Raw genomic sequence first — 23,711 nt, forward strand, 5'->3', positions numbered from 1 at the left:
GATGGTCAAGCTGATGAAGACCGGCGAGTACGACGCCGTCTCCGCCTCCGGCGACGCCTCCCTGCGCCTGATCGCCTCCGGCGACGCCGCCCCCGTCAACACCGACCTCGTCCCGAACTACAAGGACATCTTCAGCGGCCTGAAGAACGGCGCCTGGAACTCCGTCGACGGCACGATGTACGGCATCCCGCACGGCCGCGGCGCCAACCTGCTGATGTACAACACCCAGAAGGTCAGCCCCGCCCCCACCTCCTGGTCCGCCGTCTTCGACGACGCCGGCAGGTACAAGGGCCATGTCACGGCGTACGACTCGCCCATCTACATCGCCGACGCCGCCCTGTACCTGAAGGCCACCAGGCCCGAGCTGAAGATCACCAACCCGTACGCGCTGGACCAGAAGCAGTTCGACGCCGCCGTCGCCCTGCTGAAGCGGCAGAACGCGAGCGTCGGCGAGTACTGGAGCGACTACCTCAAGGAGGTCTCCGCCTTCAAGAGCGGCGACTCGGTCGTCGGCACCACCTGGCAGGTCATCGCCAACCTCGCCGCCGACGAGGGCGCCAAGGTCAAGGCGTTCGTGCCCGAGGAGGGCTCCACCGGCTGGTCCGACACCTGGATGGTCTCGGCCAGGGCCAAGCACCCCAGCTGCGCCTACAAGTGGCTCGACTGGATCGTCTCGCCCAAGGTCAACGCCCAGGTCGCCGAGTACTTCGGGGAGGCCCCGGCCAACTCCAAGGCGTGCGCCGTCACCAGCGACAAGAACTTCTGCACCGTGTACCACGCCGCCGACGAGGGCTACTGGAAGAAGATCGCCTTCTGGAACACGCCCATCGAGCAGTGCCTGGACGGCCGCACGGACGTCAAGTGCGTGCCGTACGCCAAGTGGGTGCAGGCCTGGACCGAGATCAAGGGCTGAGCCATGACCGCCGTCACCCCCGACGCCGCCGGACCGGGCACCGTCCGGCGGCTCGCCGGGGCGCTGCACCGGCGCCCCCGGCTGCGCCTCGGCCTGCTGCTGACCGCCCCGCTGCTGTGGCTGGCCGTGCTCTACCTCGGCTCGCTCACCGTGCTGTTCGTCTCCGCGTTCTGGACCACGGACTCCTTCACCTCGCAGGTCGTGAAGGTCTTCTCGACCGACAACTTCCACGAGTTGCTGACCACGCCGGTCTTCCGCCAGGTGATCGTCCGCAGCATCGGCGTCGCGCTCGCCGTCACCGCCCTGTGCGCGGTGATCGCCTTCCCGGTCGCCTTCTACACCGCCCGGGTCGCCCGGCCGAAGTGGCGTCCGCTGCTGGTGGTCGCGATCCTCACCCCGCTGTGGGCGAGCTACCTGGTCAAGGTGTACGCCTGGCGGCTGATCCTGTCCGAGGGCGGCCTCGCCGACTGGATGCTGAAGCCCTTCGGGCTGTCCGGACCGGGGTTCGGGCTGCCGGCCACGGTGCTGACCCTGACGTATCTGTGGCTGCCGTACATGATCCTGCCGATCCACACCGCGCTGGAACAGCTGCCCGGCGGGCTGCTGGACGCCTCCGCCGACCTCGGGGCGCGGCCCTGGCGGACCTTCCGGTCGGTGGTGCTGCCGATGGTGCTGCCAGGGGTGGCCGCCGGGTCCGTCTTCACCTTCTCGCTCAGCCTCGGCGACTACATCACCGTGCAGATCGTCGGCGGCAAGACGCAACTGATCGGCAACCTCGTGTACTCCAACATCGAACTCAACCTGCCCATGGCCGCGGCCCTCGGCACGGTCCCGGTCGTCGTCATCGTGCTGTACCTGCTGGCCATGCGCCGCACGGGTGCGCTCAGCAGCCTGTAGAGGGGGTTTGGCTCGTGCAACTGTCCCGTTCCGCGCGCATCGCGCTGCGCGTCGCCGCCGGGCTCGGCTTCGCGGTGATCTACGTGCCGCTGCTGCTGGTCCTGGCCAACTCCTTCAACCCGGACCGCAGCGCGAGCTGGCCGCCGTCCGGGCTGACGCTGCACTGGTGGTCGGCCGCCTGGGACAACTCCGGTGCCCGCGCCGCCCTGTGGACGTCGGTGAAGGCCGGCCTCGGTGCCACCGCCGTCGCGCTGGTGCTCGGCACGCTGATCGCCTTCGCCGTCGCCCGGTACCGCTTCTTCGGCCGTGACGCGCTGTCGTTCGTGGTCGTGCTGCCGATCGCGCTGCCCGGCATCGTGACCGGCATCGCCCTGAACTCCGCCTTCTCCACCGTGCTGGAGCCGCTCGGGGTGGGCCTCGGCCTGTTCACCGTGGTCGTCGGACACGCCACCTTCTGCATCGTCGTGGTGTTCAACAACGTGGTGGCACGCCTGCGGCGCACCTCCGGGTCGTACGAGGAGGCCGCGGCCGACCTCGGCGCGCACACCTTCCGTGCCTTCGCCGACGTGACCTTCCCACTGGTGCGCACCGCGCTGCTGGCGGGCGGACTGCTGGCGTTCGCGCTGTCCTTCGACGAGATCGTGGTGACCACGTTCACCGCCGGACCGGGCATCCAGACGCTGCCCCTGTGGATCTTCGAGAACATGACCCGCCCGCAGCAGGCCCCGGTGGTGAACGTGGTCGCGGCGGTACTGGTCCTGCTCTCCGTCATCCCGATCTACGTCGCCCAGCGGCTGTCCGCCGACACGGCGACGGGCAGCAGGGTCTGAGCCTCTTACAGATCCAGCACCAGCCGGGCGCCCCGGCACCGGGACACGCAGATCATCATCGTGTCGCCCGCCGCACGCTCCTCCTCGGTGAGGACGGAGTCCCGGTGCTCCGGGGAGCCCTCCAGCACATCCGTCTCACAGGTGCCGCACGTCCCCTCGGCGCAGGAGTACAGCACCTCCACCCCGGCCGCGCGCACCGCGTCCAGCACCGACACCTCCGGCGCGACGGTGAGGGTACGGCCGCTGCGGGCGAGGACGACCTCGAACTCCTCGTCCGCACCGGCCGCCTGCTCCTTCGGGCGGAACCGCTCGACCCGCAGCATCCCCGCTGGGCAGCGCTCCTCGACGGCGTCCAGCAGCGGCCCCGGACCGCAGCAGTACACCAGGGTGCCGTCGGGGACGCCGTCCAGGACCCGGTCCAGGTTCAGCAGCCCCGTCTCGTCCTGCGGGGCGAGGGTGACCCGGTCGCCGTAGCGCTGAAGCTCCTCGGTGAACGCCATGGAGGCGCGGGTGCGTCCGCCGTACAGCAGGGACCAGTCGGCGCCGGACGCCTCGGCGGCGGCCAGCATCGGCAGCAGGGGCGTGATGCCGATACCGCCCGCGACGAACCGGTAGCGGGGCGCGGGCTCCAGCCGGAAGTGGTTGCGCGGCCCGCGCACCCGCACCTTGTCCCCCTGCCGCAGCTCGTCGTGCACATACGCCGATCCGCCCCGCCCCGCGGCCTCCCGCAGCACCGCGATCCGCCAGGCGGTGCGGTCCGCCGGGTCGCCGCACAGGGAGTACTGCCGCTCCAGGCCCGCCGCGAGGACGACGTCGACGTGGGCGCCGGGCTCCCAGGACGGCAGCGGCTCGCCCAGCGGATGGCGCAGGGTGAGCGCGACCACTGCGTCGGCGGCCGGCTCCCGCCGCGTGACGAGGAGTTCGAACTCTGCGGTCATGACGTGCTCTCCTGAATGCGGTGCGGGTGGTCCAGCAGCCACGCCCACATCTCGACCGGGTCCTGGCCGGTGTGCTCACGGCCGCAGTGGCAGGTGCCGTGCAGGGTGTCGGTGCCGGGCACCCACTCGATGCGGTAGACCTCCTTCGCCGGCGCGCTCACCGGGCCGTCCCCACCGGCTCGGCGCCCTCCTCGATGAGCCGGGCGAGGATGCGGCGGGCGGCCAGGCCACCGGTGTCGAGGTTGATGCTCAGCTCCTGGTAGCCGGTGCGCTCCGTGCCCAGGGTGCGCTGGAGCAGGGCGAGCGCGGTGACGTCCTGCATCACGACGGTGTGGTTGTTGCCGCGCAGGAACTCGGTGACCTCGGCGTCGTCGGTCGCCCAGTCCCGGGACACCGCCCAGAAGTCGTACACCGTGCCGTCCCCGGACGGCGTGATGCAGTACGTGATCTCGGTGTGGAAGCCGTGCGGGTCGCCGCCGTCCGGCTCGGGCAGCACGCCGACGGGCGCGACCCGGCTGTGCAGCAGGTACAGGCAGGGCGCGTGGTACTCGATGTCCTGCCACCGCGAGATCCGGCCCTGGATGCCGGTCGACTTGGCGTAGAACGGCGGGCATTCGGCGTCGTCCATGTGCCGGCTGACCCGGACGATCCCGGCGCCCTCGTCGACCTCGGTGGTGATCGGCGTCTCCGCCACCTCGGGCGTGCCGATGTAGCCGCCGTGCAGATACGTCTCGTGGGACAGGTCGAGGAGGTTGTCGACGAGGAGGCCGTAGTCGCAGTCGATGGGCTCCATGCCGCGTACGGTGACCCAGCAGGGGGAGTCCAGGTGCCGCGCCCGCGGGATGGCCCGCGGGTCGGCGAGCGCCGGGTCGCCGATCCACACCCACACCAGCGAGTCCTGCTCCACCACCGGGTAGGACGCCACGCGCGCGGTGCGCGGGACGCGCCGCTGGCCCGGCACGGACACACAGGTGCCCGTCGTGTCGTAGGTGAACCCGTGGTAGCCGCACACGATCCGGTCGCCGTCGAGCCGGGTCGGGGCCTCGGAGAGCGGATAGCGGCGGTGCACGCAGCGGTCGTGCAGCACGACCGGGGTGCCGTCCGCCTCGGTGCGGTAGAGCACGAGCGGCTCCCCGAGCACCGTCCGGCCGAGCAGTTCCCGGCCCACCTCGTGGCTGTAGGCGGCGACGTACCACTGGTTCCTGGCGAAGGCGGTGATGTGCGGCATGGCGCTCCCGTTGCTGTCGGCGGGGCCGTGCTCGCCCCGCGTGCCGTCGTCGTGGGACAGCGTCGTGACGGCCGGCACAGCCGGGCAAGGCCGCTTCCGCCAGACGGAAGGCGCGCACGCGCGCGTGCTCATGGCCGGTTGTGCACCCCTCGCGTAGCGATGAGTTCACATGAGTGCCACCAGACCCTTCCCTGACGTTTGATGCTCTTGGAACACTCGCTCCGCGCACATTCCGTCATTCACCGGCCAGTTGCCGCTGCCAGGACGAGAGGTTTGTCACCCATGCCCGAAGTGAACCGGCGTCGCTTCCTTCAACTCGCGGGCGCCACCACGGCGTTCACCGCGCTGTCCGCCAGCATCCAGCGCGCGGCCGCCCTCCCGGCGAACCACCGCACGGCGTCCATCGAGGACGTCGAGCACGTCGTCGTCCTCATGCAGGAGAACCGGTCCTTCGACCACTACTTCGGCACCCTCGCGGGAGTCCGCGGCTTCGGCGACCCGCGCCCGGCCAGTCCGGTGAGCGGCAGAACCGTCTGGCAGCAGTCCGACGGCACCAGGGACATCCTTCCCTTCCACCCGGACGCCGACGACCTCGGCATGGCGTTCATCCAGGACCTCCCGCACGGCTGGAACGACACGCATTCCGCCTTCAACGGGGGCAAGTACGACAAATGGGTGCCCGCCAAGGGCGCCACGACGATGGCGTACCTGACCCGCGACGACATCCCGTTCCACTACGCGCTCGCCGACACCTTCACCGTCTGCGACGCCTACCACTGCTCCTTCATGGGCTCCACCGACCCCAACCGCTACTACATGTGGAGCGGCTACGTCGGCAACGACGGCACCGGCGGCGGCCCGGTCCTCGGCAACGACGAGAAGGGCTACGGCTGGACGACGTACCCCGAGCGCCTGCAGCGGGCGGGGGTGTCCTGGAAGATCTACCAGGACGTCGGCGACGGCCTCGACGCGAACGGCAGCTGGGGCTGGATCTCGGACGCCTACCGCGGCAACTACGGCGACAACGCGCTGCTGTACTTCAACCAGTACCGGGGCGCACAGCCCGGCGACCCGCTGTACGACAAGGCCCGCACCGGCACCGACTACCGCAAGGGCGAGGGCTACTTCGACCAGCTGAAGGCCGACGTGGCCGCCGGCCGGCTGCCGCAGGTGTCCTGGATCGTCGCCCCCGAGGCGTTCACCGAGCACCCGAACTGGCCCGCGAACTACGGCGCCTGGTACATCTCCCAGGTGCTGGACGCGCTCACCTCCAACCCGGAGGTGTGGGCGAAGACGGCCCTGTTCATCACCTACGACGAGAACGACGGCTTCTTCGACCACCTGATACCGCCGTTCCCGCCCGGCTCCGCCGCCCAGGGCAGGTCCACGGTCGACGCGAGCCTCGACGTGTTCAAGGGGGACGCCGGTCATGTCGCCGGTGCCTACGGACTCGGCCAGCGCGTGCCCATGCTGGTGGTCTCGCCGTGGAGCAAGGGTGGCTACGTCTGCTCCGAGACGCTGGACCACACCTCCATCATCCGGTTCATGGAGAACCGCTTCGGCGTGCGCGAGCCGAACATCTCGCCCTGGCGGCGGGCCGTGTGCGGCGACCTGACCTCCGCGTTCGACTTCTCCCGCAAGGACACCACGCCGGTCAGCCTGCCGGACACCGCCGGCTACGAGCCGCCGGACCGCGAGCGCCACCCCGACTACAAGCCCACCCCGCCGGCCAAGGGCGTCCTGCCCAAGCAGGAGCGCGGCCTGCGCCCGACCCGCCCGCTGAAGTACGCCCCCGCCGTGGACGGCTCGGTCGACGCCGCCGGCGGCAAGTTCACCCTCACCTTCGCCTCCGGTGCCGCCGCCGGCGCGGCCTTCCTGGTCACCTCGGGCAACCGCACCGACGGCCCCTGGACGTACACCACCGAGGCCGGGAAGTCCCTCGCCGACACCTGGAACTCGGCGTACTCGGCCGGCTCCTACGACCTCACCGTGCACGGCCCGAACGGCTTCCTGCGCTCCTTCAAGGGCCGCAACAAGGTCGCGGGACCCGAGGTCACCGCCCGGTACAGCGGAGATGAGGTGGAGCTGACCTTCACCAACTCCGGTTCCGGCGCCGTCCGTCTGACGGTCGCCGACGGCTACACCGGCGCCAAGCGCACGGTGAGCGTGCGTGCGGGCGCCACCGTCAAGCAGCTCGTCGACCTCACGGCGAGCCGGCGCTGGTACGACCTGACCGTGACCTCCGACGCCGACGCGTCCTATGTGCGACGGTTTGCCGGACATGTCGAAAATGGTCGACCTGGCGTCAGCGACCCCGCCATCGCGACGGTCTGACGGGCGCTCGGACGACGGTTGCGTTCCGGCGGGTGCGCGATAGTGTGCCCCGGTGACCACGCAATCGAACACACCCGCGGGTTGGTACCCCGATCCGCACGGGGCACCCCAGACCCTGCGGTACTGGGACGGTACCCAGTGGACCGAGCACACCCACGCCGACCAGCAGGGTCAGGCCCAGGCTCAGATGCAGGCCCCGGCCGCGCCGCACGTGCCGGCGCAGCCGGCCGGTCCCGACCCGCGCGTCCAGCGCCAGGTCCAGCAGCAGGCCGGCGTCGCCGCGGGCGGCGCCGGCGGCGGGACCCTGTTCTCCGAGCCGGTCCTGGTGGTGAACCAGAAGGCCAAGCTGATCGAGCTGACCAACGAGTACAAGGTCATGGACCAGCACGGCCGGGAGATCGGCGCGGTCGTCCAGGTCGGTCAGAGCGTGCTGCGCAAGATCCTGCGCTTCCTGTACAGCATCGACCAGTTCATGAAGATCAAGCTGGAGATCCGCGACGGCTACGGCCAGCCGGTCCTGCTGCTCACCCGCCCGGGCAAGATCTTCAAGTCCCGGGTGATCGTCGAGCGCCCGGACGGCACGCCGGTCGGCGAGATCGTCCAGCAGAACGTCTTCGGGAAGATCAACTTCGCGATGATGGTGAACGGCCAGAAGGTCGGCGCCATCAAGGCGGAGAACTGGCGGGCGTGGAACTTCGCGATCGTCGACCACGCGGAGAACGAGGTGGCCCGGATCACGAAGACCTGGGAAGGCCTCGCCAAGACGATGTTCACGACCGCGGACAACTACGTCCTGCAGATCCACTATCAGCTGCCCGACCCGCTGCTGAGCCTGGTCGTCGCGACGGCGCTGACCGTCGACACCGCCCTCAAGCAGGACGCGCGCGGCCTCGGCTGAGGCCCGCGCGCCCATCGGTTCTCACACGATTCTGGCAGCGGTTCTCACAGCGGTGTGAGGTGCCCCGGTTCGCTCGTCGGCCGGGGCACCGCCGTGGCCGCCCCGGGGTCCAGGGCGAGGACGGCCGCGACCGGGTGCTCCTCGGCATCCGGTGCCGGGCTCGGCTCCGGGGCCGGCTGCGGGGCCACCCGGGACAGCAGCACCACGCCCCAGGCGGCGCAGCCCGCGCCCGCCAGCGCCAGCAGGACGCCGAGGACGCCGCCCTGGAGCCGCTCGCCCAGCAGGGCCGTGCCGATCGCCGCGGCGGCGACCGGGTTCGCCAGCGTCACCACCGCCAGCGGAGCGCCGAGCCCGCCCCGGTAGGCGGTCTGCGACAGCAGCAGCCCGCCGGTCGCGAACCCGGCGACCAGCACCGCCACCCCGATCACCTGCATGCTCAGCAGCGGACCGGTGTGGTCGGTGGCGGCCACCGTGACCGTCTGGGTCAGCGCCGACGCCACGCCGGAGGCCACCCCGGACGCCGTCGCGTGCCGCAGCCCCGGCCGGGATCCCGGCCAGGACAGCGTGCCGATCAGCGCCGCCGTGGCACCGGCGACGGCCAGCGCCTCCGGCACGCTCAGCACATCGTCCGGCGCCGGGCCCGACGCGGTGACGAGGATCGCGCCCAGCCCGAGCAGGGTGAAGCCGGTGCCCCGCCACTCCATCGCGCTCACCCGGCGCCCCGCCATCCGCGCGCCCAGCGGCACCGCCGCCACCAGGGTCAGCGCCCCGAGCGGCTGGACGACCGTCAGCGGGCCGTACTTCAGGGCCACGACGTGCAGCAGCGCGGCGCCCGCGTTCAGCAGGACCGATCCCCACCAGGCGCCGCTCGCCAGCAGACGCAGCAGCCCGGCGCCGGCCGACCGGGCCGCCAGCCGCTCCTGGGCCACGGCCGCGGCCGCGTAGGCGACGGCGGAGAACAGCGACAGCACGACGGCGATCAGCGCGGCGCTCATCGGGCCACCCCCGCCAGCTCGCGCTCCTCGGTCGGCAGCAGCCGCTCGCGCCCCCGCCCGGCGGTCGTCGCCGTCCGGTGCGGCGGATGGATCACCGCGAGGGTGAGGCCGAGCAGGGCCGTGGCCACGATCGCGTCCAGCCAGTAGTGGTTGGCGGTGCCGACGATCACCAGCAGCGTCAGCAGCGGGTGCGCCAGCCACAGCCAGCGCCAGCGGGACCGGGTCGCGGCGATGAGCCCGATCGCCACCATCAGCGCCCAGCCGAAGTGCAGCGAGGGCATCGCCGCGAACTGGTTGGAGAGGTGGTCGGTCTGCGGCGGCCCGTACACCGAGGGGCCGTAGACCCGGGCGGTGTCGATCAGTCCGGTCGCGGCCAGCATCCGGGGCGGGGCGAGCGGGAACGTGAGATGCAGCACCAGCGCCGCCGCGGTGACCACGGCCAGTACCCGGCGGGACCAGACGTAGTGGGCCGGGCGGCGCAGGTACAGCCAGATCAGGAACGCGGCCGTGACCGGGAAGTGGACGGTCGCGTAGTAGGTGTTGGCGAGGTGGATCAGGGTGTCGCCGTGCAGCAGCAGCGACTGCACCGAGCCCTCGCCCGGCAGATGCAGGGTCCGCTCCAGGTCCCACACGTGGCGGGCGTTGCGGAAGGCCTCGCCGGTGTGGCCGGTGGCCAGCTGCCGGCCGAACTTGTAGACGAGGAAGAGCCCGGCGACGAGCAGCAGCTCGCGCAGGAGCGGCGGTCGCCGGGATATCCGGCCGACATCGCCCTCGTCGGGTTCCTCGGCCTCTCCAGGCTCGGTGCGGGCGTTCATCCCCCGGCCCCCTCGCTGACGGTGGTGCGTGGTTCTCATCGATACGACTGCGTACCGATACGCCAGTGTACCGATACGGTCGAGTACCGGTACACTGGCGTATCGATTGAAGTACGACACACTGGAAGACAGCGCCCCACGGATCCCAGCGAGGTGAAGACCCGATGACGTCGCAGGCCGCGGACGGCCCCGAGACGGCCGCCGCGTCGCGCCGCTCCAAGCTCACGCCCGAGCGCGAGCAGGAGTTCTTCGACGCCGTCCTCGACCAGATCCGCGCGTGCGGGTACGACGCCGTCACCATGGAGGGCGTCGCGGCCAGCACCCGGTGCAGCAAGTCCACGCTGTACCGGCAGTGGAAGACCAAGCCGCAGTTCGTGGCGGCGGCGCTGCGCTCCAACCGGGCCTGCCGGTTCGCCGGCATCGACACGGGGTCGGTCGCCGAGGACCTGCGGGAGGCCGCCCGGCAGGCCGGGGCATGGTCCGGCCCGGACACCAGCCTGCTCCAGGCGCTCGGGCACGCGGTGATGCAGGACCAGGAACTGCGGATGGCGCTGCGCGAGGCGCTCGTCGAGCCGGAGATGGAGGCGCTGCGCGACATCCTGCGCCGGGGTGTCGAACGCGGCGAGATCGCCGCGGACCATCCGGCGCTGGAGTTCGTCCCGGTCCAGCTCTACGGAGTGCTGCGGGTGCGGCCCGTCATCGACGGGCAGTACGCCGACTCCGACTATCTGGTCCGGTTCGTGGAGGCCGTCGTGCTCCCTGCACTGGGCCTGAACTGAAGACCCAGGCCGCCGTCCACGGGATGACTGGACGGTGACCTGACCGCGCCGCACCGTGGGGACGGGGGCGGCGCGCACCCCCCGGCCGGGTGGGGCCCCTCTTGAGCGGAGGGGGTCCCACCCGGCCGTCGTGCTGTCCGCGGGGCGGGGTCAGACGCTCTGCCCGTTGCCCCCGCCACTGGCCTGCTTGATCCCCTGGGTGATCCGGTCGATGACCGACACCGGCTGGTCGGCGTCCACGCCGAAGCGGACCAGGACGATCATCCGGGGGCTGGCGGGGGAGGGGAACGCCAGGGACTCCACGATGCCGTCGGCGCCCTTGCTGGTGACCGCCTTCCAGCGCACCAGGTAGCCCTTCTGCCCGGCCACCGTGACCGCCTTCGAGGCCAGCACCTGGTGCGAGGTGATCGCGCCGTAGGTGGCACCGCCGTAGGACTGCTCCGCGTTCTTCGCGATGTCCTCCTTGGCCACCTTCTCCGGAGTGTCGCCCTGGGCGCGCAGCAGCGCGGCGGGCGCGGAGAAGGCGCCGCCCTTGGTGCAGGTCGCGGTGGTGTCGCCGGGGCACGGATACGAGGAGTCGGAGCTCAGCGCGGCGCCCCCGTTGTACTCCTGGCCGTACCAGCCGTCCGGGATGGGCAGGCTGATGCCGCTGGCCGCGTCGGTCGCCGACCCGCTGTCGATCTTCGGCGCCTCGCTCCCACCGGGAGGCGCCGACGGCTCACCGCCCCCACGACCGTCCGGCCCCGGCGCCTGCCCTTGTCCTTGCTGCTGGGCATCGGTGCGCCGGGTGCCGCTGTCGTCGCCCTTGGTCAGGGCGTACACCCCGACCCCGATGCTGGCCAGCACGGCGACGGCAGCGACGACGGCCGCCCCGATCCGCAGCCCCCGCCGCCCCCGCCGGGTGTCAGGCTGCCCCGGATACCCGGGGTGCGGCGGATAGACCGGGTATCCGGGCTGCGCGGCATATCCGGGCTGACCGGCGTATCCCGGCTGCCCGAAGGGGACCGCCTGCCCGGCGTACCCCGGCTGTGCGGCGGGCTGCCCCGGCTGCCCCGGGTGTGTGACGGGCCGGCCCGACGGTGCTTCCGGCTGCCCGGCGGGACTGGGATGCTGATCGGCTGAAGTCGGCTGCCCTGTCTCGTCGGCCGGCCGGTCCGGCTGCTCCGCCGGGCCGGGCCGGGCCGGTGTCCCCGGACCGTCGGCCGGGGGGCCCCAGGCGGCGGCCGTTCCCGCCGGGCGGATGCGGTCCGTCCACGCCCCGCCGTCCCACCAGCGCTCGGTGGCGGGACCGTCACTGTGCTGTCCGGGGTCGGGGTACCACCCGGGAGGAGTCACCTGCGTCATGCCCCCACCGTATGAGCCCAGGCTGAAAGCCCGATGAGAACCCCCGCCCTGACCCATGTCCGGCCGGAACCCGACGACCGGACCGCCCCGGCCCCGGCCCTGCGGGCGACGAACAGCCCCCGGCGTCAAAGCCCGGGCGATCCTCCGTCAATTTCTGGGAGGGCCCGCCACGTTGACGCCGCCCTCGCCCACCGCAGGCCCCGCGGCGCGGTGTCCATTACTCCCTTTCACCCTTCACGGCAACACCTGCCGCGACGGTCCTCCGTCCGGTCGCCGAGGGGGCTAGGCTCGACGTCGGTACGTCATTCGGGCGACTTGGGGAGGTAGCGGGATGACGGAGGTACGGTCCACACCGGCCGCCTCGGCTTCCCTGTGGGAGCGGGACCGGGAGATCGCCGCTGTCGTACAGGCGGTCGACACCCTGTCAGCGGACCAGTCGACCTCCGGCACCCTGCTGGTGATCCGCGGCGAGGCCGGCCTCGGCAAGACCGCGCTGCTGGCCGAGACCCGCCGGATCGCCGAGGCCCGCGGCTGCACCGTCTGGTCGGCCCGCGGCGGCGAGACCCTGCGCTCCGTCCCCTTCAACGTCGTACGGCAGTTGCTGCAGCCCGCCCTGGTCTCGATGCTGCCCGAGGAGGCCCGCGAGTACCTCGGCGACTGGTACGACATCGCCGGACCCGCCCTCGGCATAGCGGAGCCGGGGGAGCGGCACGCCGACCCGCAGGGCGTGTGCGACGGACTCGTCGCCGCCGTGCGCCGCCTGGCGACCCGGGACTGGCCGCTGGTTCTGCTCATCGACGACGCCCACTGGGCCGACCAGGAGACGCTGCGCTGGCTCGCCGCGTTCACCGAGCGCCTGGACGACCTGCCCGTCCTCGTGGTCGTCGCGCGCAGGCCCGGCGACATCGGCGGGGAGAGCGCCCGTCTGCTGGACGCGGTCACGGCCGCCGGGCAGCCCGCCGCCGTCCTGAACGCCCTCACCCCGGACGCCGTCGCCGGCCTCACCCGCACCGCCCTCGGACCGCACGCCGACGACCCCTTCTGCCGCGAGGTGTGGGCCGTCACCGGCGGCAACCCCTACGAGACGGTCGAACTCCTCGCCAAGGTCCGCGACAGCGAACTCGTGCCGACCGAGTCCTCCGCCGCCGAACTGCGCGACCTCAACCGCTCCGCCCGCGGCGGCGGACTCGTCGCCCGCCTCGAACAACTCGGCGTGGACGCCACCCGATTCGCCTGGGCCGCCGCCATCCTCGGCGACGCCGTCACCGTCGACCTGGTCGCCGGGCTCGTCACGATGGGGCGCGAGCAGGCCGTCCGCTGCGCCGAACTGCTCAAGAACGCCCGTATCCTGACCGCTTCGGACCGGGCGGCCGGCCCGGCGGGCGACGCCCTGGAGTTCGTCCACCCGCTCATCGCCACCGCCGTCTACAACTCCATCCCGGACGCCCTGCGCCGCGCCATGCACGGCATAGCCGCCCAGCTCGTCACCGACCTCGGCCTCGGTCCGGCCGCCGCCTCCCGCCACCTCCTGCAGGTCCACCCGGACGACGACGAGGAACTCGTCGAGCAGCTGCGCGAGGCCGCCCGCGAACACCTCGCCGTCGGCGCCCCCGACGCCGCCCGCCGCTGCCTGGAACGCGCCCTGGAGGAGCCCCCGCTGCCCGAGGTGCAGGCGCGCGTCCTGTTCGAACTCGGCTGCGCCACGCTGCTCACCGGCCCCGCCAAGACCATCGGCCATCTGCGGCAGGCCCTCGCCCTGCCGGGTCTCGGCGCCGACGCCCGGGTGGACGCCGTCGTACGCCTCTCCCAGGCCCTGCTCCACAACGACCAGCTGGAGGAGGCCGTCCGCACCGTCGAGGCCGAGGCCGCCCGGCTGCCGCAGGGCCCGGCGAAACTGCGCCTGCAGGCCGTGCAGTACATGTGGGAGGGCATCCACGCCGGCGAGGCACCCGTGCCCGGCCGCTCCGAACGCCTCGCCGAACACGCCCGCAACTGCACCGGACGCGACAACTCCGAGCGCGCCCTGCTCATCCTGCGCGGCTTCGACGCCATGTCTCGCGGCGAGAACGCCGAGGAGGTCGTCGAGCTGTGCGACCGCGCCCTCGTCAACGGCCGCCTCGCCCCCGGACTCGGCTGGACCGACGCCGAGTGGGGCATCGAGCTGCTGATGATGCTGGCCGGCGCCTACGCCTACACCGACCGTCTCGACCGCGCCGAGGCCCTCTACACCGACGCCCTGCGCGCCTACGAGAGCGCGGGCTGGAGCGGCGGCCACCTCGCCCTCGCCCACGCCTACGTCGGTTTCGGGCACCGCAGGCGCGGCCGGCTGCGGGAGGCCGAGGTCTCCCTGCGCGAGGCCCTGCGGCTCGCCGAACGCGTCGGCCGCGGCCTGCCCCTGTACTGGTCGGCGACCTGCAACCTGGTCGACACCCTCCTCGCCCGCGGCCATGTCCAGGAGGCCTGGGCGGTCGCCGAACAGTACGGCTTCGCCCCGCCCTACCCGTCCACGATCGTGCTGCCCGACCCGCGCTCCCTGCGCGGCCGGCTGCTGCTCGCCGTCGGCCGCACCAAGGACGGCGTCAACGAACTGGAGGCCGCGGAGAAGGCGGCCGCCGCGCGCGGCCACCACAACCCCGTGATGGTGCCCTTCGCGGGCGATCTGGCCCGGGCCCTGGCCGCCGAGGACCCGGCCCGCGCGGCCCGGCTCGCCGCAGACATGCGCCGGCACGCCGAGCGGTTCGGTACGGACACCGCCATCGGCGAGGCCCTGCGCTGCGCGGCCGCCCTGGAGACCGGCCGCCGCGCCGTCGACCTGGCCGCGCAGGCGGTGAAGTACCTGGAGGCCTCGCCCGCCCAGTACGAGCACGCCGCCGCCCGCATCGAGCACGGCGTCCTCGCCCGCTCCGAGCCCGAGCTGGAGCGCGGCCTGGCGCTGGCGCGCTCGTGCGGCGCGGACGGGCTGGTGGAGCGCGCGACGCGGGAGCTGGAGACGGTCCGGGGACTGAGCGGGGTCACCTCGTGAGCGGCGCGGGGGCACCAGTGAGCGGCCCGGGGCGCCGGTGGGCAGCCCGGGTCACATCGTGAGCAGCTGCTCCGTCACCGCGGCCAGCCGCTCCCGCACCCGAGGGTCGTACGCCGACGCGTGCGCCCGCGCGGGACGGGTGCCGTCGTAGTAGCCGCCGCTCCCGGCGTCCCCGGTGGCCAGGGCGAGCACGCCCGCCGCGCCGTCCGCGACCGAGTTCCACGGCGAGACGCCGGCCTCGCGGACCATCGCGGTGTCCATGTACGTCGCGGGGTGCAGCACGTTCACCGCGACCCCGGTCCCGGCCAGCTCCTCGGCGAGCGTGAAGGTGTGCGCGGCCAGCGCGAACTTGCTGCGGCAGTAGGCCGAGGTCCCGCTGTAGCGGCGGGTCAGCTCGGGATCGTCGGGGTCGAGGGGCTCCTGCCCGGCCGAGCCGACGTTGACGATCCGGGCCGGGGTGTTCCGCTCCAGCACCGGCAGCAGCGCGCGGGTCAGGGCCACCGGCGCCAGGTAGTTGACCGCCAGGCGCAGCTCGTGCCCGTCGGCGCTCACCTCCCGGCCGCTGCCCGGCGCACCGGAGCCCACACCCGCGTTGTTGATCAGCACATCGAGCTCCGGGCGGGCGGCGGCGACCCGCGCGCCCAGCTCCCGCACCTGCGCCAGCGAGGCCAGATCGGCGACGAAGCCCTCGGCGTCGCCCTCCGCGCGCAGCTCGGCGACCAGCCGCTCGGTGCGGCCCGCGTCCCGGCCGTGGGCGAGGACGCGGTGCCCGGCGCGTACCAGCTCGAAGGCGACGTACCGGCCCAGCCCCGAGGTGGCTCCGGTGATCAGAACAGTGGACATGCTCCCACCGTAGGCGGACGGCCCCCACGGGTGGGAGGTGCCGTCGAGCCTACGACCAGCGAGGACACCCTCAGCCCTGCTCCTCCGCGAGCACCCGCTGGGCCGCCGCGAACGCCGAGTTCGCCGCCGGCACCCCGCAGTACACGGCCGTCTGGAGCAGGACCGCGCCGATCTCCTCCGGCGTGAGCCCGTTGCGCCGCGCCGCCCGCACATGCATTGCCAGCTCGTCGTAGTGGCCGTGCGCCACCAGCGCGGTCAGCGTGATCATGCTGCGTTCGCGCCGGGACAGCGTCGGATCCGTCCAGATCTCGCCCCAGGCGTACCGGGAGATGAAGTCCTGGAACCGCGCCGTGAACGGCGTCTGCCGCTGCTGCGCCCGGTCCACGTGCGCGTCACCGAGCACCTCACGCCGTACGGCCATGCCGAGCCGGGCCGCCCCGTCGCCGAGGTGCGCGCGCAGCGCGGTGAGCACCGCCCGCGGGCACTGGGCGGGCGCCAGGTGCGAGGCCCCGGGCAGCTCCACCAGGGTGGAGCCGGGCACGGCGTCCGCGATCTCCCGCAGATGCGCGGGCGGTGTCGCCGGGTCCTCCCGGCCGGCCACCAGCAGGGTCGGTACGGAGATCCCGGCGAGCTTGCCGGTGAGGTCGAACGCGGCGAGCGCGTCGCAGCAGGCGGCGTACGCCTGCGGATCGGCCTCGGCCTGGTCCCGTACCAGGCGCGGCACGCTGAAACCGGGGGTGAACCAGCGGGCGTCCGCGCTCTCCACCAGCCAGTCGAGCCCTTCCTTCCGCACCCGCTCGGCCCGCTCCTGCCAGGGCATGGCGCCGTTGAAGTGCGCGGAGGAGCAGATCACGGCCAGGGAGGAGAGCCGCTCGGGGTGGTGCACGGCGAGGTGCAGCCCGACCGCGCCGCCCAGCGAGACGCCGGCGTACGCGAACCGCTCGATGCCGAGCGAGTCGGCCAGCTCCAGCACCAGAGCGGCGAGATCGCCGACGGTGGCGCCCGGCCCGATCAGGTCGGCGGACGAGCCGCCGTGCCCGGGCAGATCCCAGCGGACCACCCGGTGCCCGATGGACAGCTCGGGCGCGACGGCGTCCCACAGGGCGTACGACGTGCCGAGCGAGGGTCCGAGCAGCAGCGGGGGAGCGGAAGCGGGGCCTTCGATGAGGTGGTTGAGGAGTTTCTCGGTCAACGTCGCTCCAGCGCACGGTCGGTGAGGGCTCCCGCGGAGCCGGTGTAACGGGTGGGGTCGGTCAGGTCGTCCAGGTCGACGTCCCTCAAGTCCGGTTGCTTGGCGAGCAGTTCGGCGAGCGGGCGGTCCTGCGCCGTGGCGCGGCGGGCGAGCGTGGTGAGCAGCTCCTTGGCCCGGGCGCGGCCGAGCAGCGGGGCGAGTTCGGCGGACAGCCGCTCGGAGACGATCAGGCCGTGGGTGAGGCCGAGGTGGGCGCGCATGACGTCCGGCGCCGGCCTCAGCCCTTCGGCGAGTTCGGCGGCGTTCCGGGCCGTCCCGCCCACCAGGCGCAGCAGCTCCCGCAGCGGCTCCCACTCCGCGTGCCAGGCCCCGGCCGGCCGCTCGTCCTCGGCCGCCATCGCGCCGTACAGCGTGGCCGCGAGCTGCGGGGCACGCCGGGCGGCGGACGCGACCAGCGTGGCGCGCACCGGGTTCGCCTTGTGCGGCATGGCGGAGGAGCCGCCCCCGCTGCCCTCGGCCACCTCGCCGATCTCGGTGCGGGACAGGGTGAGCACGTCCACCGCCGCCTTGCCCAGCGCGCCGGCCGTGAAGGCCAGGCACCCGGCGAGGTCGGCGACCGGCGTGCGCAGGGTGTGCCACGGCAACAGCGGTTCCGCCAGGCCGAGTTCCCGCGCGTAGGCGGCGGGCAGCGCGGTCGCGTCCTGGGCGCCGTACGCGGTGAAGGCCGCCAACGTGCCCGCCGCGCCCCCGAGTTGGGCGGGCAGGTCGTCCCGTACGGCCGCGACCCGGTCGCGGGCGTCGAGGACGAGCGAGCGCCAGCCGGCCGCCTTCAGGCCGAACGTCGTCGGCACGGCGTGCTGGGTGAGGGTCCGCCCCGGCATCGGCGTGTCCCGGTGCTCGGCCGCGAGCCGGGCCAGCGCCCGCTCGGTGCGGGCCAGGTCGGCGAGGACGAGGTCCAGGGTGCGGGCGGCGACGAGCATCGCCGCGGTGTCCATGATGTCCTGGCTGGTGGCGCCCCGGTGCACATGGGGGCCGTACTCCTCGCCGACCGCCTTCGTCAGATCGGCGACCAGCGGGATCACCGGGTTGCCGCCGCCCCGGGCCCGCTCGGCGAGCGAGGCGACGTCGAAGGCGTCCGTGTCGGCCGCCGCCTCGGTCACCGCGTCGGCGGCGCCTTGCGGGGCCAGCCCGAGAGCGGCCTGGGCGCGGGTGAGGGCGGCCTCGGCGTCGAGCAGCGCGCGCAGGAACGCGGTGTCGCCGGTCGCCGCGGCCGCCGGGGAGCCGGCCCACCCGGGGGCGAGCAGGCCGGTGTCGGTTGCCTCGGATGTCACTGGAACTCCAGGAAGACCGTCTCGCCTTCGCCCTGAAGGCGGATGTCGAAACGGTACGTCCCGTTGCCCTCGTCCTGGGCGATCAGCGTGTCGCGCCGGTCGCCCACCTGGGCGAGCAGCGGGTCGGCGGCGAGCGCGGCGTCGTCGCCGGGCAGGTAGATCCGGGTGAACAGGTGCACCAGCAGACCCCGGGCGAACACGCACGCGCTCACGTACGGCGCGCTGCGCCCGCGGGCGCCGGGCCGCAGCGTGCGGGCGTACCAGTGGCCGTTCGCGTCCGTCTGCATCCGGCCCCAGCCGGTGAACTCCACGCCGTTGCGGCCGAGATGGCCGCCGGTCGCCGGGTCGCGCCGCATCGAGCCGTCCACCTGCGGGACGTTCCCCTGCGGGTCCGGGCCCCACAGTTCGACGAACGCGTCCGGCAGGGGCTCGCCCTCGCCGTCGAGGACGTACCCGTGGATCGTGATGGTGTCCGGGTGGCCGAGCGGGGCGATCTCCTCGCCGCCGCGGAAGGGCAGCGCGTACCCGTAGAAGGGGCCGACCGTGTGCGACGGGGTGGGCAGCACGCTTTCCGGCCTGCTCGTGTCGATCTTCGTCATCGGGTCAGCGTCCTTCTTCGATCCAGGTGGCGTTCGGGCCGTCCAGCACGATGTCCCAGCGGTAGCCGAGGGAGAACTCCGGTACCGACAGACCGTGGTCGTAGGTCGCCACCAGCCGCTGCCGGGCGGCGTCGTCCGTCACCGACTGCAGGATCGGGTCGTAGGGGAAGAGCGGGTCGTTCGGGAAGTACATCTGTGTCACGAGCCGCTGGGTGAACGCCGTGCCGAAAAGGGAGAAGTGGATGTGCGCGGGGCGCCAGGCGCCCACGTGGTTGCGCCACGGGTAGGGGCCCGGCTGGATCGTCGTGAAGTGGTAGCGGCCCTCGGCGTCGGTGAGGGTGCGGCCCACGCCGGTGAAGTTCGGGTCGAGCGGCGCGTCGTGCTGCTCGCGCTGGTGGGCGTAGCGGCCGGCGGAGTTGGCCTGCCAGATCTCGATCAGCTGACCGCGCAGCGGGCGCCCGGCGCGGTCGAGCAGCCGCCCGGAGACGGTGATGCGCTCGCCGACCGGCTCGCCGGTGTGCTGCCGGGTCAGGTCGTTGTCGATCTCCGTGATGTCCCGCTCGCCGAAGGCGGGGGAGTGCAGCTCCACCAGCTCCGGGTCCTTGGCGACGTCGATGGTGACGGGTGGCTGCTTGGGGTGGCGCAGGACGGAGGAGCGGTAGGGGGCGTAGTCGCGCCGCGGGTGGTGCTCCACGGGGGCGCCGTCGGCGAGGCGCTTCTCGTACGCGGCGTGCTCGGTCGCGATCTCCTGGTCGATGTCGTGCTGCGTGAGAGGCATGGGGATTCCCCGGGTTCCTAACGTTCGAGGACGAGGGCGAGGCCCTGGCCGACGCCGATGCAGAGGGTGGCGACGCCGGTGCCGGAGCCCCGGCGGGCGAGCTGGTGGGCGACGGTGCCGGCGAGGCGGGCACCGGAGGCGCCGAGGGGGTGGCCGAGGGCGATGGCGCCGCCCTGCGGGTTGAGGACCGCCGGGTCGAACTCGGGCCATTCGGCGACGCAGCCGAGCACCTGGGCGGCGAAGGCCTCGTTCAGTTCGAGGACCGACAGGTCCGCGAAGGTCCTGCCCGCCTTGGCCAGGGCGCGGTTGACGGCCTCGACGGGAGCGAGCCCGAAATAGTGCGGGTCGATCGCGCTGACCCCGCTCGCCGAGATGCGGGCGAGGGGGTCGCGGCCGGTGGCCTTCAGGCCTTCCTCGTCGACCAGCAGCAGGGCCGCCGCGCCGTCGTTGAGCGGTGAGGCGTTGCCGGCGGTGACCGTGCCGTGCTGCTTGCGGAAGGACGGCTTGAGCTTCGCCATCGCGGCGAGCGAGGCGTCCGGGCGCACACACTCGTCGGCGGCGAAGACGACGGGGTCGCCCTTGCGCTGCGGCACGGGGACGGGGGCGAGTTCGGCGTCGAACAGGCCCTGCTGCTGCGCGGCGGCCGCCTTGCGGTGCGAGGCCAGCGCGAACTCGTCCTGCTGCTCGCGGCTGATCTTGTGCTTGTCGGCGATCAGTTCGGCCGACTCGCCCAGCGGGACGGTCCACTGCGGGTCCATCCGCGGGTTGACCATGCGCCAGCCCAGCGTGGTGGAGTACAGCTCGGTGTGGGCGGCGGGGAAGGGCTTGTCGCTCTTGGGCAGCACGTACGGGGCACGGGTCATCGACTCCACGCCGCCGGCGACGGCGATGTGGGCGTCGCCGGCGGCGATGGCGCGGGCGGCCTGGATCACGGCCTCCAGGCCCGAGGCGCACAGCCGGTTGACGGTGACGCCGGGGACCGAGGTGGGCAGCCCGGCGAGCAGGGCGGCCATCCGGCCGACGTTGCGGTTCTCCTCGCCTGCCCCGTTGGCGTTGCCGAAGTAGACGTCCTCGATCCGGGACGGGTCCAGCTCGGGCGTACGGGCGAGCAGTTCACGCAGGGCATGGGCGGCCAGGTCGTCCGGGCGCACCGACGCGAGGCCGCCGTTGTAGCGGCCGATCGGGGTGCGGACGGCGTCGACGATGTACACGGTGTTCACAGCAGGTCCTCCGCGACGGTCAGCTTGGCTCCGGTCCTGGCGACGATCTCGTCCACGGCCACGCCGGGCGCGACCTCGGTCAGCACCATCCCCTCGGCGGTCACGTCGATCACGCCCAGGTCGGTGATCACCCGGTTCACACACGCCTTGCCGGTGAGCGGCAGCGTGCACTCGTCGACGATCTTCGGTGAGCCGTCCTTGGCGGTGTGGGTCATCACCACGATCACCGTGCGGGCCCCGTGCACCAGGTCCATCGCCCCGCCGATGCCGGTGACCAGCTTGCCGGGGACGGCCCAGTTGGCCAGGTCACCGGCTGCGGAGACCTGCATCGCGCCGAGCACCGCGACGTCGATGTGCCCGCCGCGGATCATCGAGAAGGACAGCGCCGAGTCGAAGAAGGAGGCGCCCGGCAGGACGGTGACCGTCTCCTTGCCGGCGTTGATCAGGTCCGGGTCGACCTGGTCCTCGGTGGGGTAGGGGCCGGTGCCCAGGATGCCGTTCTCCGACTCCAGGATCACCTCGACGCCCTCGGGCAGATGGTTCGGGATCAGCGTGGGCAGCCCGATGCCGAGATTGACGTATTGCCCGTCGTGCAGCTCGCGCGCGGCCCGGGCGGCCATCTGCTCGCGTGTCCAGGCCATCAGCTGCTCACCGTCCGCTGCTCGATCTTCTTGTCCGCCGCCTGAGCGGGCGTCAGGGCCACCACCCGCTGCACGAAGATGCCCGGCAGGTGCACGGCGTCGGGGTCGATGGCGCCGGGCTCGACCAGTTCCTCCACCTCCGCGATGGTCACCCGTCCGGCCATCGCGGCCAGCGGGTTGAAGTTCCGGGTGGACTTGTTGAACACGAGGTTCCCGTGCCGGTCGCCCCTGGCCGCCCGCACCAGTGCGTAGTCGGTGCGGATGCCGCGCTCCAGCACGTACTCGGTGCCGTCGAACTCCCGGACCTCCTTGGCCGGCGAGGCCAGCGCCACGCCGCCGGAGCCGTCGTAGCGCCAGGGCAGCCCGCCCTCGGCGACCTGCGTGCCCACCCCGGCCGGCGTGTAGAACGCGGGGATGCCCGCCCCGCCTGCGCGGAGCCGCTCCGCCAGCGTGCCCTGCGGGATCAGCTCCACCTCCAGCTCCCCGGCCAGGTACTGCCGGGCGAACTCCTTGTTGGCGCCGATGTAGGAGCCGGTCACCCGGGCGATCCGGCCGGCCGCCAGCAGCACCGCGAGACCGGTGTCCATCGCACCGCAGTTGTTCGACACCACCGACAGCCCGCCGACCCGGCGCTCGTACAGCGCCTGGATCAGCACATTGGGCACGCCGCTGAGTCCGAACCCGCCGACGGCGAGCGACGCGCCGTCCGGCACATCGGCCACCGCCGCCTGTGCCGAGGCGACCACCTTGTCCATCCGTGAAGCCCCATCTCTTCCATTTACTCAGCGCACTGAGTATTTCAGCGAGGTGCTCCTCACGCTGCCACCGGACGGCCAAACCGTCAAGAGCTGTAGGGATAGGAGAGAAGTGGGCGCAGACAGTGGGGTCCGTGGAGGGTATCGTTCAGTACACCAACGAAAACGACTACGGGAGCGCACATGGCCGCGGTGGACCTCTCGACCCATCCCGGGCACCTCGCCCGGCGGCTCCAGCAGGCCCACTACCTGCTCTGGAACACCATGGTCTCGGAGGAGATCACCTCGCCCCAGTTCGCGGTGCTCAACGCCCTCGTCGGCGAGCCCGGGCTGGACCAGCGCACGGTGGGGGAGCGGGTCGGGCTGGACCGCTCCACCATCGCCGAGGTGATCAGCCGGCTCAGCCGCCGCGGCCTGATCGACAAGGTGCGCGACCCGCAGGACGGCCGCCGGTCCCTGCTGCGCCCGACGGATGAGGGCCTGCGCACCCACCGCAGGCTGACCGTGCGCACCGCGCGGATGAACCAGGTCTTCCTCGCGCCCCTGTCCGCAGAGGAGCAGACCCTCTTCCTCGACCTGATCCGGCGCGTGGCCGACGCGGCCGAGGGGCTGCGCAACCCCGGGGAACCGGTGGCCGCGTCGCAGCCCTGACCGTGCGGCCCGCACCCGGGGCGCGTGCCGGTCAGGCGGCCTTGGCGAAGACCACCCAGACCGGTCCCGGGGCGAAGGTCATGGGCTTGCCGTCGTTCGTCTCGAACCGCGTGCCCTGGGTGGCCGTCGGACGCTTCCACGTGGTCCGGTACGCCCGCCCGTCGCGCATCACCGTCGCCGCGCCCGAGCCGACCGTCTCCGTGTACGGCGTGGCGTGGCCGAGGAAGTCGTGGAAGTCGGAGGCGCGCACCTTGACGTACTGCACGACGACCGTCGCCGCCGTCAGCGGTCCCGCATCGGTCGTCATGGCGGGCGTGCCGTCCATCGCGACCAGATAGCGGTGCCGGCTCGGGGACCAGGTGAAGGTGAACCGGGAGGCCGGGTAACGCACCGTGCGTGACGCCAGGGGGTGACCGGCCGTGGGTGCCGGGCCGTAGCGGAAGCCGGTGGTCAGCGCCGTCGCGCCGGGTTCGTCCTTCAGCAGGGCGCGCGGGCGCAGGAAGAGGTTGTGCGGGGCCGGGCGGCCCGGTCCGCGCTCGAAGGCGCCCCTGGTCCGGCCGGGCGTCTCCGCCCGCAGCGGGGCCCGGGCGATCAGGGGCAGCAGCTTGCTCTGGGCGCCGGAGAAGGCGAGGGTGGGCCGGTCGAACTGGCGCAGCAGCTCAAGATCGGACTCGCGGGCGCTGCGCACCGGGCCCACCACGGACGGCA

23 protein-coding genes are annotated in these 23,711 nt (G+C 72.8%); 8 read left to right on the top strand and 15 right to left on the bottom strand.

Going from position 1 to position 23,711, the window contains the following annotated elements:
* From C3489_RS34715 to C3489_RS34725, 3 genes are all read left to right on the top strand, one after another.
* The coding region (locus C3489_RS34715) for an extracellular solute-binding protein (RefSeq protein WP_103786114.1) at nucleotides 1-913 on the top strand (913 nt) is incomplete at its 5' end.
* A 3-nt stretch (nucleotides 914-916) separates the two neighbouring features.
* Entirely contained in the window at nucleotides 917-1,810 is an 894-nt protein-coding gene (locus C3489_RS34720; protein ID WP_103786115.1) for an ABC transporter permease, read from the top strand.
* A gap of 14 nt (nucleotides 1,811-1,824) precedes the next feature.
* Nucleotides 1,825-2,640, top strand: coding sequence for an ABC transporter permease (locus C3489_RS34725; RefSeq protein ID WP_103786116.1), 816 nt, complete (start codon nucleotides 1,825-1,827; stop codon nucleotides 2,638-2,640).
* A 5-nt stretch (nucleotides 2,641-2,645) separates the two neighbouring features.
* On the opposite strand, the gene C3489_RS34730 is transcribed toward C3489_RS34725, so the two are convergent.
* Genes C3489_RS34730 through C3489_RS34735 form a run of 3 tightly spaced genes read right to left on the bottom strand, consistent with a single transcriptional unit; the run spans nucleotide 2,646 to nucleotide 4,806 of the window.
* Nucleotides 2,646-3,578 (bottom strand): PDR/VanB family oxidoreductase, encoded by a 933-nt coding sequence (locus C3489_RS34730; RefSeq protein WP_103786117.1) that lies wholly within the window; start codon nucleotides 3,576-3,578, stop codon nucleotides 2,646-2,648.
* Nucleotides 3,575-3,739, bottom strand: coding sequence for a hypothetical protein (locus C3489_RS38885; RefSeq protein WP_181139966.1), 165 nt, complete (start codon nucleotides 3,737-3,739; stop codon nucleotides 3,575-3,577). The genes C3489_RS34730 and C3489_RS38885 overlap by 4 nt, the downstream gene beginning before the upstream one ends.
* Nucleotides 3,736-4,806, bottom strand: a complete 1,071-nt coding sequence (locus C3489_RS34735; RefSeq protein WP_103786134.1) for an aromatic ring-hydroxylating dioxygenase subunit alpha — start codon at nucleotides 4,804-4,806, stop codon at nucleotides 3,736-3,738. Before C3489_RS34735 ends, C3489_RS38885 begins: the two co-directional genes overlap by 4 nt.
* Before the next feature lie 282 nt (nucleotides 4,807-5,088).
* On the opposite strand from C3489_RS34735, the gene C3489_RS34740 reads away from it, so the two are divergent.
* On the top strand, nucleotides 5,089-7,140 hold the full coding sequence (locus C3489_RS34740) for a phosphocholine-specific phospholipase C (protein ID WP_103786118.1): 2,052 nt from the start codon (nucleotides 5,089-5,091) through the stop codon (nucleotides 7,138-7,140).
* 52 nt (nucleotides 7,141-7,192) lie between these two features.
* A complete protein-coding gene (locus C3489_RS34745; RefSeq protein ID WP_103786119.1) occupies nucleotides 7,193-8,038 on the top strand; it encodes a phospholipid scramblase-related protein in 846 nt (281 codons plus the stop codon).
* A 44-nt stretch (nucleotides 8,039-8,082) separates the two neighbouring features.
* Here C3489_RS34745 and C3489_RS34750 read toward each other — a convergent pair whose 3' ends face one another.
* Entirely contained in the window at nucleotides 8,083-9,033 is a 951-nt protein-coding gene (locus tag C3489_RS34750; protein WP_103786120.1) for a hypothetical protein, read from the bottom strand.
* Nucleotides 9,030-9,848 (bottom strand): phosphatase PAP2 family protein, encoded by an 819-nt coding sequence (locus C3489_RS34755; RefSeq protein ID WP_103786121.1) that lies wholly within the window; start codon nucleotides 9,846-9,848, stop codon nucleotides 9,030-9,032. The genes C3489_RS34750 and C3489_RS34755 overlap by 4 nt, the downstream gene beginning before the upstream one ends.
* 164 nt (nucleotides 9,849-10,012) lie before the next feature.
* On the opposite strand from C3489_RS34755, the gene C3489_RS34760 reads away from it, so the two are divergent.
* On the top strand, nucleotides 10,013-10,627 hold the full coding sequence (locus C3489_RS34760; RefSeq protein ID WP_103786122.1) for a TetR/AcrR family transcriptional regulator: 615 nt from the start codon (nucleotides 10,013-10,015) through the stop codon (nucleotides 10,625-10,627).
* A gap of 150 nt (nucleotides 10,628-10,777) precedes the next feature.
* Here the strand turns inward: C3489_RS34760 and C3489_RS34765 are convergent, their stop codons facing one another.
* Nucleotides 10,778-11,971, bottom strand: coding sequence for a DUF2510 domain-containing protein (locus C3489_RS34765; RefSeq protein ID WP_103786123.1), 1,194 nt, complete (start codon nucleotides 11,969-11,971; stop codon nucleotides 10,778-10,780).
* A gap of 331 nt (nucleotides 11,972-12,302) precedes the next feature.
* Here C3489_RS34765 and C3489_RS34770 point away from each other — a divergent pair, with 331 nt between their 5' ends.
* Nucleotides 12,303-14,993: an AAA family ATPase gene (locus tag C3489_RS34770; RefSeq protein WP_103786124.1), complete on the top strand. Its 2,691-nt coding sequence runs from the start codon at nucleotides 12,303-12,305 to the stop codon at nucleotides 14,991-14,993.
* A gap of 51 nt (nucleotides 14,994-15,044) precedes the next feature.
* On the opposite strand, the gene C3489_RS34775 is transcribed toward C3489_RS34770, so the two are convergent.
* The 8 genes from C3489_RS34775 to C3489_RS34810 form a co-directional block, all read right to left on the bottom strand.
* Nucleotides 15,045-15,836, bottom strand: a complete 792-nt coding sequence (locus C3489_RS34775; RefSeq protein ID WP_103786125.1) for an SDR family NAD(P)-dependent oxidoreductase — start codon at nucleotides 15,834-15,836, stop codon at nucleotides 15,045-15,047.
* Nucleotides 15,837-15,906: 70 nt separating this feature from the next.
* Complete coding sequence (gene pcaD, locus C3489_RS34780; RefSeq protein ID WP_103786126.1) at nucleotides 15,907-17,028, bottom strand: 3-oxoadipate enol-lactonase; 1,122 nt, start codon at nucleotides 17,026-17,028, stop codon at nucleotides 15,907-15,909.
* Entirely contained in the window at nucleotides 17,025-18,359 is a 1,335-nt protein-coding gene (gene pcaB, locus C3489_RS34785) for a 3-carboxy-cis,cis-muconate cycloisomerase (RefSeq protein WP_103786127.1), read from the bottom strand. The genes pcaD and pcaB overlap by 4 nt, the downstream gene beginning before the upstream one ends.
* A complete protein-coding gene (gene pcaG, locus C3489_RS34790) occupies nucleotides 18,356-18,958 on the bottom strand; it encodes a protocatechuate 3,4-dioxygenase subunit alpha (RefSeq protein WP_103786128.1) in 603 nt (200 codons plus the stop codon). The genes pcaB and pcaG overlap by 4 nt, the downstream gene beginning before the upstream one ends.
* Nucleotides 18,959-18,962: 4 nt before the next feature.
* Nucleotides 18,963-19,736, bottom strand: a complete 774-nt coding sequence (gene pcaH / locus C3489_RS34795; RefSeq protein ID WP_103786129.1) for a protocatechuate 3,4-dioxygenase subunit beta — start codon at nucleotides 19,734-19,736, stop codon at nucleotides 18,963-18,965.
* Nucleotides 19,737-19,753: 17 nt separating this feature from the next.
* Nucleotides 19,754-20,956 carry a thiolase family protein gene (locus C3489_RS34800; protein WP_103786130.1) on the bottom strand — a complete coding sequence of 401 codons (1,203 nt, stop codon included), beginning with the start codon at nucleotides 20,954-20,956 and terminating at the stop codon, nucleotides 19,754-19,756.
* On the bottom strand, nucleotides 20,953-21,597 hold the full coding sequence (locus tag C3489_RS34805; RefSeq protein WP_103786131.1) for a CoA transferase subunit B: 645 nt from the start codon (nucleotides 21,595-21,597) through the stop codon (nucleotides 20,953-20,955). The genes C3489_RS34800 and C3489_RS34805 overlap by 4 nt, the downstream gene beginning before the upstream one ends.
* A complete protein-coding gene (locus C3489_RS34810; RefSeq protein WP_103786132.1) occupies nucleotides 21,597-22,352 on the bottom strand; it encodes a CoA transferase subunit A in 756 nt (251 codons plus the stop codon). The genes C3489_RS34805 and C3489_RS34810 overlap by 1 nt, the downstream gene beginning before the upstream one ends.
* 183 nt (nucleotides 22,353-22,535) lie before the next feature.
* Here C3489_RS34810 and C3489_RS34815 point away from each other — a divergent pair, with 183 nt between their 5' ends.
* Nucleotides 22,536-23,003 (top strand): MarR family winged helix-turn-helix transcriptional regulator, encoded by a 468-nt coding sequence (locus C3489_RS34815; protein ID WP_103786133.1) that lies wholly within the window; start codon nucleotides 22,536-22,538, stop codon nucleotides 23,001-23,003.
* Between the two features lie 31 nt (nucleotides 23,004-23,034).
* Here the strand turns inward: C3489_RS34815 and C3489_RS34820 are convergent.
* On the bottom strand, nucleotides 23,035-23,711 hold a 677-nt coding region (locus tag C3489_RS34820), incomplete at its 5' end, for a DUF3048 C-terminal domain-containing protein (RefSeq protein WP_103786135.1).

This window comes from Streptomyces sp. Ru71 (assembly GCF_002920535.1).
GTDB lineage: Bacteria > Actinomycetota > Actinomycetes > Streptomycetales > Streptomycetaceae > Streptomyces.